Source organism: Ehrlichia ruminantium, from assembly GCF_009728835.1.
Classification (GTDB): domain Bacteria; phylum Pseudomonadota; class Alphaproteobacteria; order Rickettsiales; family Anaplasmataceae; genus Ehrlichia; species Ehrlichia ruminantium_B.
The window spans coordinates 234,351-247,255 of the sequence record NZ_CP033455.1 but is presented as its reverse complement, the minus strand read 5'-3'; the positions used below and the strand labels follow the sequence as shown (position 1 = coordinate 247,255).

The following is a 12,905-nucleotide window of genomic DNA, read 5'->3' as shown; positions in this document are numbered from 1 at the left end:
ATAAAAGTGATAAAATAACATATTATTAACTTATACTATAAGGGTATAATTCTTAATTATATAATGTAAAAACTTGTGAACTTTATTTCTTAAACAATTATGATACTACTTACAATCTTATTGTCTATTGCATTATTAACAGGAAATTACTATAAAACCACACTTACTTTTGAGGATAAGTTTCATATTATAACTTCTCTGAACATCATTTCTCCAATAATAATTTCCTATCTACTGTATCTACAAGACTTTAACATTATATTTACTAGCACAATATTTGTTATAATAGTTGTAATATTAATAGCAACATATATAGACAAAAATTTCTTACTATTAAAATCCATTATGTTCTTCTCTATAGCATTATTATCTTTTATTGTTATATGTATAATAGTATGCTTAGGCTATAATTCAGCATTATTTTTTAGTAAAATACCACTAGTAGACTTTCTATTCGGTACTAGCTGGCAACCCAATCCAGAAGCAATTAATGAAAACTTAGCAGGATCATTTGGAATATTACCATTATTAAGTGGTACATTATTAATTGTCATAGTTGCTATTACAATTGCAGTACCTTTAGGACTATTATCTGCAATTTATATCAGTGAATACGCAAGTAAAAGAATCAGGTACATAATTAATACGACTCTTGAAATACTAGCAGGAATTCCTACAGTAGTATATGGATATTTTGCAGTAGTATTTCTATCACCATCAATTAGAAGCTTAGCAAAATATTATAACCTCAATGCTCAATCAGAAAATGCACTAGTAGCTGGACTAGTAATAGGTATAATGATACTTCCATTGATAACATCTTTAATGGAAAATGCTATACGTTCTGTACCAAAGACTATAAAATACGGATCTATGGCACTTGGGGCAACAAGAGCAGACACTATATGGAACATAATAATTCCATATGCTTTACCAAATATTATCAGTGCAATCATATTATCAATTTCACGAATAATAGGAGAAACAATGATTGTATTAATGGCTGCTGGAATCACAGCACACCTAACTTTTAATCCGTTACAAACTGTAACCACTATTACAGTACAGATAGCAACTATTTTAACAGGCGATCAAAACTTCAACAGTATACAAACATCATCTGCATATGCTTTAGGACTTACACTTTTTATCATAACATGGCTCCTTAACATACTTGCACTATATATTACAAAAAAAGCAATAAAACCAATCAAAGTTAATTAGTACACATGTTAGAATATACATTAAATTATCTTATTAATAACCTCAACGTAATTCCAGTAATAGGAATAGAGTTAGAATTCTACTTTGATAACATACCAAAAAATAATTTTACCTTACTGATTAATAGTATTAAAAATAAACTATCTTGTTTCAGTTGTAATATCTCACAAGAAAAAAGTGAGTTACAGTACGAAATACAAACATTACATACTAGTAATATTTCCAGGCTCATTTCTGAAATTGACACATTTAAAGAGATTTTACAGAATAATGCAGAAAAATTTCACGGAAATACTAATTTTTTTGCAAAACCATATTTAGATAAACCAGGAAATGCATTCCATGTTCATATAAATCTACTTGATAAAAACACAAACAATTTATTTTCTCAACAAAATAATGAAATGAGCACACACTTGTTATATAGCATAGGAGGGTTATGTACATTAATGAAAAAACACATGATTTTTTTTGCCCCACATCACAATTCATACTTGAGATACATACATGCTGACATAGATACCCCTACTACTGTAAGCTGGGGAGGAAATAACAGAAGCACTGCTATTAGAATACCAAACACTACAAATAATCCTAGTAGCTGTAGAATAGAACACAGAGTAGCCGGGGCAGATTGTAATTATAAACAAGTGATTACTTCTATTCTACAAGGAATAATCTATGGAATACAAAACAAAATACAACCTATACCAAGAACTTACGGCATTGCTTCAGATTCACAATACAACCTAGAAAAATTGCCAACAAGTTTAGATGAATCAATAAAACACTTTATTACAGATTTAGAGAATAATTCTTAACCCTACATACTAATTATAATTAGATGTATTTACTCTCTACTATAATCTTCAGCATATATTGTTTACAAAGTTATATAAAAACACACACAAAATCTATCATACAAAAGTAGAATTAACACCTATAATTCCAAATTGTATAATCATAAACCCTTAATAATAAAGATATTCTTTTAGTACTACAGACATAACAAGCTTATTTTCTGTATACTATAACACTCAATGTAATAAACTACAAACAACATTGAAATTTGTTGTTACATAAAACTCAATAACTACACATACTAATTACATAAGCATTAGTCATAACATTACACATACAGTAAACTATCAGTATAAAAACACATTATAGAACAAATAACTTACAATATAATAGCTAACAATTATTCAAAATATCAACTTACGCTGAAAGTTGTAGTCCATCATAACCAACAATTACATTAGCATTAATACGACTTTTTATATAATCAATTAGAGAATAGTACTCTAAATCATGACTCATATGAGTTAGGATTGTAGTGTCAGGCTTTAGTTCTGCTATCCAGTCCAGACATGTATCAACACTAGAATGTGCAAAAGATTCTTCATATTTTAAACATCCTAATATTAGTACTTTCATTTTATATAGCAATTCAAAAGATTCTTTTGGGAAAGACTTAACATCTGTACAATAGGCCACATTATTGTTGAATATAAACCCATTACAAGGAGCAACACCATGATCTTGTTTGATCATTAATATCTGAAAATCCCCAATATTATGTTCCTGATAATAATACATAATGTTAGGAGTTAAATAATGACATTTTTTCCATTTAGATACAATTCCTCGAATGAAAAAATATGAATTACTTGCAACAAGCGAACATAAAGTCATTATATCACTATATATATGTACAGTATTTAATTCATTAGTAGGTACAAAAGGTTGAAGATCAGAAATACCATCACAATGGTCTGAATGAAAGTGTGTGTAAAGTATACCATCAACAGATGACAAATTATGTTGTAATGCTTGAACCCTTAAATCAGGACTAGTATCAATCAGTAGCTTAGTATTCTTATATTCAACAAGTGCTGAAGCTCTTGTACGTTTGTTATACTGCAAATGTGACTTACACGCATTACAATCACACCCTATAATTGGCACTCCACTAGACGAGCCAGAACCAAGAATTGTTATCTTCATAAAACATTTATACTTCTAATGATGCGTGATCAATATCATCTGTTTTCTTATTAGTCAAGTACATAAATCATCAACTACTAGGTTAACTTCACAATATCAAAAATAACATATTAGACCAAGTAAATACCTAGGCTGAGTAGAATATTCCTTATTACAAAATTTCAACTTAAAAATATTTATAGCATCATTTAAATGTACCTAATATCTAAATCATTTTGAGATATTATACACTTCAAATAAGTAAACTGCCTGACATAAAAAACTGGAAATAACATGATGTACAATGGCTTTATATTTACTGTATCTATCTTAAAAATTCTTGCACCGTATCTAACTAACAGAGTTTTGTCTATATAGGTAGTTTATTTTTATACATATCCTTAGTTGAAAAATTGGGTACAAATAGCGTATTATGTTAACCTATTTTAATCTTTGTCTTCAAGTTATTGATCAATGCTTATCTATTGAGCTAATTATTTATTTTAATAATCACTTTTTAGTACGAAATCATAGTAAATATTGTAAAACTACATGATAATATTTAATGTCTAAAAATTATTAATCATGAGTTAATTGTATCTCTTCTTATAATTAACTGTCTTATATTAGATAGAATTTATACAAAACCACAATTCTTGTATCAGTAGACCCATTAAGTATATCAAGTACATTACATACGAATTTATCATAAAAACTTTTTTAATGATACTTTATATTAAATCAGCCTATATTACTAATTTTATCACTATCAATTACTTGTTACAACTTACAAACATACAAGTTTTTAAACTAGATATATAAGAAACAATTAACTCAATAATACGTGTGTACCACTTTAAACATACACAAGTATATTAAACTCGTAACATTTAAAATGTACAACCATAATATATCATATTGTATACTCAACTCCAATTTGATTGATAATACTAATGATGCTGTCGTTTTCTACTTTGAACATATATGCTACGTAATGATTCGACATCCTTATTTGGAAAAAATATACTTTTAATTTTACTAATATCAGATTTTCTCTTTTCCAATCCAGCCGTACGCTCAACTTCTAATGCATTCTCCTCAGTTACTTCCTCATTTTCTGGTATTACACTTTCCTGAACTACAGAGTAAAAGTCACATACGTTAGACAACATATGATCAATCTTATCAACATCCATATTTACATTATTAGTTACTACCTTGACTAAATATTCAGACATTTGTTCTAACTTTTCCTGAGGTAAATAACACAACATAACACTGGAACTATCTTGTTCAAAAAACTTACAACGACCATTACGCATACCAAAAACTGTATATTGAATCTTATCATCAACAAAATCTATATCACAAGTATATTTTGAACAATGATTTAAAGCATATATAAGACCAAGACAATCATGCTGACTAGCTCTACACACATTACAAACCATACATAAAATTACTACTAATATTATGCTAACTTTCATTGATAAACTTACCTACTATACTATACAAATCAAATACAATCCTACCTCTAACAGTAGATACAGATTCACCTTTTAAAGCAGACTGTAATATTTCATTTGTAATTTCTGTATCCTTTCCAATGCTAACATTAATAATTTTAACATACCCTGAAATATCGTGACGTATGGCATTAATAAACAAAAATACTTGTTCATCACTAATAGAAGCAAACTTCAGTTTAACACGACTTTTAATTACACTGATATACTGTTTATTAAAAGTATCGCCAATGACTTCAGGATTAGATATGCTAATTTCAGAATTAAATAAATAATATTTCTTACATAAATCACTAATTAACGTACCCAAATTCTCTTCATAAGAGGTACTATATATATTTGAATTTGATATTTCTTGCCATAAACTACCACTATTATTAAGCATCGCCTCATGTTTATGAACATCCACAATTTTAAAACTTAGCTTACGAATTTCATTCATAATATTAGCATTATACTGCACTACATAAGCATTAGATTTAGACAAATAATATAATGTAACAGACAAACTACACAACAAAACTAAACATACTGAAATTTTAATTGCACATACCCACTTCAATAATTTGCTGTTCATCCAATCATTTCTCCAATTTAACCACAATAATCTTATGACTATCTAAAGCATTAGGTAGTGAATCTATAATTTCTACTTTATATTCTTTAAATTCATTACCCATATTAACCTTCAAGTTATTACAATAGTCTAAAAATTTTTCGCCCTTATTAAATTTAAGTAATAACTTCACCTTAACACCATTGCTATCGGTATGTAGTGATAAATAATTGATGACAAATCCAGTTAAATCTACATTGTATAATTTAAATATCAAATCAAGTGAAAAAAAATCATTAGCTAACAGTGATTTATATACATCCATTGTTTCATACATCTCATTAACTTGCCTAATACTGGCATCCTCGTCAATCTTTTCAACATGAGATGTTAGTTGCTCATGATGAAGTAGCATACCAACTCTCTCATCATAATTACTATCTATACTTAGCATATATCCCACATTAAATAAGGAAACCAAAGTAATTAAACACAGTAAAAATGGTATTAAGTACGTATTAATAAAACGAATTTTATACAATAATCTAGTATATTTAGTATGAAAGACCACAAATGAAAACTGCTCCATTATAGCACATAATATAACAGTGTCGCAAAATTCACTCATGATATTTGTAGATTGATTTAACATCAAAACTTTTGATAACTCATATGGAGTTAAAATATTGCTATCCATATTTTTAAAATCACAGGACAGCAAACTAGTTTTTATGGTACTAGATGTTATAATATATAGAGTCACTACTGATTCTTTAGTATCTCCAAGCTTAGAAAGTGACAAAAGTATATCTTGTACTTCCTGACAGATTTTACCAGCAATAATACCTGGAGATGTATCATCTTCAGAAACCATAATATTACCAACATATACCATTTTTCCTTTATATAGCACAATATGTCTAAAATCATTGGTCTTAGTATAAGCTACAAATACTGTCCATCTATCACAGCTTTTACCTTGTATACTTAACAATCTATTGCAAACGCATGCCAATTCAACCGGCAATAGCAATATACCACAAAAATTCTCTGAATTATTAAGAACAATCTCTAATATATTTTTAGATAATTCATTAAGTCGACTCGTTGCATACATATAATGCCAATTCTTATTTGTAGAATTCGGAGCTGTTAACAAAAACGCATTACCAACATCATAATTTTTCATTATCTTATTGAGATTAATTCTCATTAAAGATTTCGCAATAATTCTATTACTTGCAGGTAACTTATGTTCAGTATAGACTTGATCAGAGTGATTTAATACAAGATATACAGGTGATTTTTTGTATTCAGTAATACATGAAATAATTTTTGACATAGACACATCGTGTATTCCTTCAATAAAGTATTTATCCTTTACTACAGTATCCACAATGTTAAGTACTATTGCCCCATAATCTCCCACAGATATAATAATCTTACTCTTAGGTATTTTAGAAAAAAATAACATGATTTTTCACAAAAAACACAATATCAAAAGTATTAATAACAATCTCACTAACTAATATTAAACAGTAATAAATGAAGATATATTAATTAAAAATATGACATACAACACGAAATAACTCCTAAATTAATACTATTTTTACAAAGAATATGTACACAACTATAAGGTATTTTCTGTATGTCGGGATGTAAGATTTTCAAATTGCACTCCAGAAACATTATGTTGAATATTATCCAAATCAAACATTACAAATCCTTGTTCATTTCTAGATACTCTTCTTCTATTTAATTTTGCTAAATACCACATAACACACTTAAAACCACCTAATAACAAGAAAACAAAAAATATAATTGATATTGCTGAAAATATTACTTTATAATTATTTGAGTTAAGTTGAGTACTAAAAGTAGCATTACTATTTAATAAACTACTATTATAGTCACTACTACTATTCTGAGTAAGATTAAACAACATAATGTCCGTACTAATATTATCTTGTCCACTATTATACGTATATGTCTTAGCAGTAGTACTTTTATTACGTGGATTAATACCAGACTTAATAGTACTACGTCTTATATTATACTTTGCCTTTTTACCTAATATTTTATCCTTTTTCCCAACACTTTTAGACACTTTAATACCTGTCGGCTGTAATAATACACCACTATGATTTTCATATTGTACATTATCTTTAACACCATTCTTTTTACTCTTAGATACATTATTATATGTCTCACCCATCAACACTGAGTTTAACGTAGCACTTTGTTTTACTAAAACACCATCAGTACTTTTCATTCCGTATGAAACATTACTACTATTCGGTAATTTCGATGGCAATGTCACATGTTCAATATGACTAGTAGGTTCTACATAACTTGCAATGTGCCCAACAAGCCTTGCAGTACCTTCAAACACATTATCTGTCTCACCAGCTGGCACTGATGTCGTTGTTGCACTTGTATGCATTATAGAACTTGTCTTAGTGCTTATAGGCACTACAATGTTATCATCTGGTAATTTCGATGGCAATGTCACATGTTCAATATGATTAGTAGGTTCTATATAACTTGCAATGTGCTCAACAAACCTTGCAGTACCTTCAAACATATTATCTGTCCTACCAACTGGTACTGATGTTGTTGTTGCACTTGTATGCATTACAGAACTTGTCTTAGTGCTTATAGGCACTATAATGTTATCATCTGGTAATTTCGATGGCAACGTCACATGTTCAATATGACTAGTAGATTCTACATAACTTGCAATGTGCCCAACAAACCCTGCAGTACCTTCAAACATATTATCTGTCCTACCAACTGGTACTGATGTCGTTGTTGCACTTGGATGCATTATAGAACTTATCTTAGTGTTTATAGGCACTATACTGTTATCATCTGGTAATTTCGATGGCAACGTCACATGTTCAATATGACTAGTAGGTTCTACATAACTTGCAATGTGCCCAACAAACCCTGCAGGGTTTCTAAATATATTATCTTCTCTACCAATTGAAACTTGCGTTGTTATTGAACTGATATCATTTGAAGTATTAACAACACTACTTAAATATCTTATAGTAGACAATGATAATGCTTCATCACTCATTACAGTAGTATAATTGATACCATAACTAGTAGGAATAGTAGAAACATCTGTAGAAAAATTACCATATAGACTGCTCAAATTCCTAAGCAAATCATCAAATGCTACTTCCCTAATATTTAGCGAAAATTCAGATATCCCATAATTAACATTAGATCTTGTAGCTGATACACTATCTAGGCTAACATACTCAACATCATTAAGTCCCAAAACTCCATCAACAACATATGTAAAATCAGCAATGTTTTTTATTACATTACGTGGGATATTTACAATATCAATATGATCAATAATTCCTGACTTTAACTGTAACTTTGAAACTTCATATCTGATAAGATTATCAGATCCCATAATTGTAATTGCCAAAACATTCTCATGGGAACTTATATATACCGTACTAACATTTTCTTCAACACGTACAAAATCATATATATATAACTGCTCATCTTCCACAGTACGTGCAATAACTAACTGCTTATCACTTCCAAACTTACTATCAAATACACTACCAACATACGCTATATATACATCTTTACCATCATACAAAACATTAATTGTATGAATACACCCCTTCGGTATATCATACTGTCTATTACTGCTAGCATTACATCCATAAGAAGAACGTATAAGACATTCTTCTGGGTCAGGGTTTACATTATAATTTATTGATAGATTGTACATACTAGAAAAAAAACGATAGTTCTTAGAAATATGCTTCCCAACATAAAAGAAATTTATAGTATTGTTTAACCCTAACTTTATAATCAATCTATCACGACACTTACCACGGTTTATATAACCAGAATGTTTAAACAAATAAGCAGCATTAAACTTCCTATATCCTCCACTATCTATGTTAACAACTTCAAATTTATCATTCTTATACTCTAATTTCCACATCACATATAATCTATCTGTAGCATCACCACGATAATCATTATCTACCCTTGCAATAATGATTATTCTACCAACTATATCTTGATGTAAAATAACAGGATATTTTACTTCCTCCCTGGCATAACCATCACAACTAACTAATTGCATTTTATACAATTGGAGTAAAGATACATTGGGCTTATAATTAATCTTATATACTTTTACAACTAAAGTTTTACTACTTTTACTTTCCTCAGGAAGTACAATCAACATTAAATCACTTTGACCATATGTTACAAACAACATTTCCAGTGGATAATCTACAGCACGAAAATCAAAAATAGGATAATCATTTATCTTTAAATAATAAATAAACTTACCATGTTGAATTTCACATATTATATCCTGACCACTAACACCATTTTTTACATAATATAAAGAGTAAATAATGTCACCTTTCTTAAAGAAATTAACACTAGATGCATACACTATACTAGTATTATTAGTAAACTGTCTGTTAACAACATCATCTGCTGTTTTAGTATGTGTAATAAACTGGGTAACTGATCTATGCATTATTCAAACTTAAGAAATTAATAATTATTAATATTATTATGAATAATTAATAAATCAATAATATTATTAATTTTCTAGTAATAGGTCAGTAAACTCACAAACAACTATACAAAAATCTTAAACTTGCAAACAATCACTCAGTTCTTTATCATTACAGGGTTCTCACTTAAAGTAATAAAGATGAATAAACATGAATTTCTTATAATTGGAAGCGGACCTGGCGGGTATATAGCAGCCATTCGAGCAGCACAATTAGGATATGATGTAGCTATTATAGAAAAAGAGAATACACTAGGAGGTATATGCTTAAACTGGGGATGTATACCTACAAAATCTCTACTACACTCGGCATTAATCTACCATAACATAAAAAAAGCAGATATTTTTGGGATCAATGTAACAGACGTTACATATAATTTTACAAAAATAATAGAACGTTCACGCAATGTTGTCGACAAATTATCAAATGGGATTCATGGATTAATGAAAAAAAACAACATTAAAGTTTACTTTGGCACTGCAAAATTGCTAGGTCAAGAAATGGTACAAGTTTTAGATCACAACAACAATACAATTAATATTACATCAAAGCACATAATTCTTGCTACAGGAACTTACCCTAGAAACTTACCAGATATAGACTTTGATAACAATATAGTGTGGAATGCTAAAAATGCAATGACATCAACTATATTACCCAAGTCATTAGCGATAATAGGAACAGGAGCTATCGGCACAGAATTTGCAAGTTTCTATAATACATTTGGTACCCAAGTAACAATGATAGAACTCAAGGAAAATATATTACCATTAGAAGATCATGAAATATCTCAATCAATGCATCATATTTTAAGTCAAAAAGGAGTAAAAATTTATACAAAAAGTTCAGTTACAAAATTAGAAAAATCCAATAATAATGCTAGAATTCAAATCTCAGATACAATAGATTTAGAAGTAGATAAAATCATATTGGCAGTTGGCATACAGCCTAATATTCATGATTTAGGACTTAACAACACAAAAGTACAAACAGATAAAGCAGGATTTATTATAACCGATGAATATTGTTGTACAGCAGAATCAGGAATTTATGCAATTGGTGACGTTGCTGGTCCTCCATGCTTAGCACATAAGGCTAGTCATGAAGCAATACTATGTGTTGAAAATATAGCAGTACAAGAAAAAAAGATTATAGGAAACAATATACATCCTATAAATAAAGAAAACATACCTAGTTGTATATTTTCAATACCTCAAGTAGCAAGTATTGGATTAACCGAACATCAAGCAAAAAATGCAGGATACGATATCAAAATTGGAAAATTCAATGCAAGTTGTAGTGGTAAAGCTGTAGCGATAGACGAAACAGAAGGCTTTGTGAAAGTTATAATCAATAAAGCTACTGGAGAGTTATTAGGTGCACACATGATTGGAGCAGAAGTAACAGAAATGATCAATGGATATATTATAGGGAAACAAGTAGAAGCAACAGATCGTGATATTATTTCATCTATTTTCCCACATCCAACATTATCAGAAATGATCCATGAAGCAGTACTTGCATCAAACAATGAGTCACTAAATAGCTAAGCAATAAATTTTATATGTTGTATATAGAAAACAACATAAGTATAGATTATGAATACCTAAGATTAGTTTTATATATTTTCTATGAAGTACTTATCTAAGGCTTATTATTCACAGGTTTTAAATTGCAACGTAATACCACACCCTATATGAAGAATACTGTTGTTTATTTAATAAAACGATCACTTACAACAAGAAAGTATGTATAAACTAATACAATACACCACAAAGTTAACGACTCCCCATTACTACACATGTTAAGTGCGATTTTTTACAACAAAAGCATTACAATAGCTGTGATATACGTTAGTTTAACATAATTTACTTTTACAGTTAGAAAGAACCATTACACACTAATAAATCTATGTTACATATATTTTAAAAACACTATAATATGCTACCATAACGTAGCTCTGTACAATTTACTTTACATTTAGAATGCACAACACTAGCTACTGACTTTTCTACTACATCTATTTTTACATTCACCACAAAAGTACTGTAATAGTTATCATAATGTAGGCCAAGATAATGGCATTCATATCAAACCGTATAACAACGAACCAATGAATCTTCATTATATACACCTCTTACATTCATAATAATAACATTAGAACAGCTATCATAACGTAGCTCTGCACAATTTACTTTACATTTAGAACACACAACACTAGCTACTGACTTTTCTACTACATCTATTTTTACATTCACCACAAAAGTACTGTAATAGTTATCATAATGTAGGCCAAGATAATGGCATTCATATCAAACCGTATAACAACGAACTAATGAATCTTCATTATATACACTTCTTACATTCATAATAATAACATTAGAACAGCTATCATAACGTAGCTCTGCACAATTTACTTTACATTTAGAACACACAACACTAGCTACTGACTTTTCTACTACATCTATTTTTACATTCACCACAAAAGCATTATAATATGCTATAATATGCTTTAGTTCTGTACAATTTCTTTGACATTTAGAAAGTACATGTACACTAAGTTTAAGATTTACAATTCTTATTTTCACATACAATATCAGTAATAAAAATCTTGAGATCTTCATAAAAACAATAATAATCAATATGCTTGAGTATATATGTATGTAGATAAAAGATTTATTCAATTAACATATATCTAACAAAATCCCAATGTGACTCAGTTAATAAATGTTCTTATTGTAATAAGTATATAAATGTTATTTATTTATTTTAAAATTTCATTAGAGCTTTAATTAAAATAAACAATCCAATAATTATACAAAAGTTAAAAGAGAATTATTTATATACTTATAACTTCACTCCTGTACAATAAACAACTAAATCATTGATTATCTGCTAAGGATACCTAACATTATAAAATACTTAAATCAGTTTAATATTATTAAGCTTTATACCCTAATTACACTTAAAAATACATAATAGATCATATTAAAATTATATCAGCTTAATACAAGCAACTTCTATATGGTTTCACTATTACCT

At 28.7% G+C, this 12,905-nt stretch carries 10 protein-coding genes; 3 read left to right on the top strand and 7 right to left on the bottom strand.

Features of this window, described 5'->3' with window-relative positions:
• Positions 1–99: 99 nt before the first annotated feature.
• Entirely contained in the window at positions 100–1,224 is a 1,125-nt protein-coding gene (gene pstC / locus EDL80_RS00795) for a phosphate ABC transporter permease subunit PstC (protein WP_158406318.1), read from the top strand.
• Between the two features lie 5 nt (positions 1,225–1,229).
• Positions 1,230–2,045 carry a glutamine synthetase gene (locus EDL80_RS00790; protein WP_158406317.1) on the top strand — a complete coding sequence of 272 codons (816 nt, stop codon included), beginning with the start codon at positions 1,230–1,232 and terminating at the stop codon, positions 2,043–2,045.
• Between the two features lie 397 nt (positions 2,046–2,442).
• Here the strand turns inward: EDL80_RS00790 and EDL80_RS00785 are convergent, their stop codons facing one another.
• The 5 genes from EDL80_RS00785 to EDL80_RS00765 all read right to left on the bottom strand — a co-directional run bounded on the left by EDL80_RS00785 (position 2,443) and on the right by EDL80_RS00765 (position 9,823).
• Positions 2,443–3,231, bottom strand: a complete 789-nt coding sequence (locus tag EDL80_RS00785; protein ID WP_158406316.1) for an MBL fold metallo-hydrolase — start codon at positions 3,229–3,231, stop codon at positions 2,443–2,445.
• Between the two features lie 929 nt (positions 3,232–4,160).
• Positions 4,161–4,661, bottom strand: a complete 501-nt coding sequence (locus EDL80_RS00780; RefSeq protein ID WP_230957610.1) for a hypothetical protein — start codon at positions 4,659–4,661, stop codon at positions 4,161–4,163.
• A 25-nt stretch (positions 4,662–4,686) separates the two neighbouring features.
• A complete protein-coding gene (locus tag EDL80_RS00775) occupies positions 4,687–5,313 on the bottom strand; it encodes a hypothetical protein (RefSeq protein WP_158406314.1) in 627 nt (208 codons plus the stop codon).
• A gap of 4 nt (positions 5,314–5,317) precedes the next feature.
• Positions 5,318–6,766 (bottom strand): hypothetical protein, encoded by a 1,449-nt coding sequence (locus EDL80_RS00770; protein WP_158406313.1) that lies wholly within the window; start codon positions 6,764–6,766, stop codon positions 5,318–5,320.
• Between the two features lie 156 nt (positions 6,767–6,922).
• On the bottom strand, positions 6,923–9,823 hold the full coding sequence (locus tag EDL80_RS00765) for a hypothetical protein (protein ID WP_230957214.1): 2,901 nt from the start codon (positions 9,821–9,823) through the stop codon (positions 6,923–6,925).
• Positions 9,824–10,003: 180 nt separating this feature from the next.
• Here EDL80_RS00765 and lpdA point away from each other — a divergent pair, with 180 nt between their 5' ends.
• The gene (gene lpdA / locus EDL80_RS00760) at positions 10,004–11,413 is read left to right on the top strand and encodes a dihydrolipoyl dehydrogenase (protein ID WP_158406312.1); all 1,410 of its coding nucleotides are present in this window, start codon (positions 10,004–10,006) and stop codon (positions 11,411–11,413) included.
• A gap of 540 nt (positions 11,414–11,953) precedes the next feature.
• Here the strand turns inward: lpdA and EDL80_RS00755 are convergent.
• Together EDL80_RS00755 and EDL80_RS00750 are read right to left on the bottom strand one after the other, a co-directional pair.
• The gene (locus EDL80_RS00755; protein WP_158406311.1) at positions 11,954–12,124 is read right to left on the bottom strand and encodes a hypothetical protein; all 171 of its coding nucleotides are present in this window, start codon (positions 12,122–12,124) and stop codon (positions 11,954–11,956) included.
• Between the two features lie 51 nt (positions 12,125–12,175).
• On the bottom strand, positions 12,176–12,451 hold the full coding sequence (locus EDL80_RS00750; protein WP_158406310.1) for a hypothetical protein: 276 nt from the start codon (positions 12,449–12,451) through the stop codon (positions 12,176–12,178).
• Between the last annotated feature and the right edge of the window lie 454 nt (positions 12,452–12,905).

Excerpts from the sequence above, each read along its gene's own strand:
- pstC (WP_158406318.1), top strand. The coding sequence starts at position 100 with ATGATACTACTTACAATCTTATTGTCTATTGCATTATTAACAGGAAAT.
- EDL80_RS00790 (WP_158406317.1), top strand. The coding sequence starts at position 1,230 with ATGTTAGAATATACATTAAATTATCTTATTAATAACCTCAACGTAATT.
- EDL80_RS00785 (WP_158406316.1), bottom strand. The coding sequence starts at position 3,231 with ATGAAGATAACAATTCTTGGTTCTGGCTCGTCTAGTGGAGTGCCAATT.
- EDL80_RS00780 (WP_230957610.1), bottom strand. The coding sequence starts at position 4,661 with ATGGTTTGTAATGTGTGTAGAGCTAGTCAGCATGATTGTCTTGGTCTT.
- EDL80_RS00775 (WP_158406314.1), bottom strand. The coding sequence starts at position 5,313 with ATGAACAGCAAATTATTGAAGTGGGTATGTGCAATTAAAATTTCAGTA.
- EDL80_RS00770 (WP_158406313.1), bottom strand. The coding sequence starts at position 6,766 with ATGTTATTTTTTTCTAAAATACCTAAGAGTAAGATTATTATATCTGTG.
- EDL80_RS00765 (WP_230957214.1), bottom strand. The coding sequence starts at position 9,823 with ATGCATAGATCAGTTACCCAGTTTATTACACATACTAAAACAGCAGAT.
- lpdA (WP_158406312.1), top strand. The coding sequence starts at position 10,004 with ATGAATAAACATGAATTTCTTATAATTGGAAGCGGACCTGGCGGGTAT.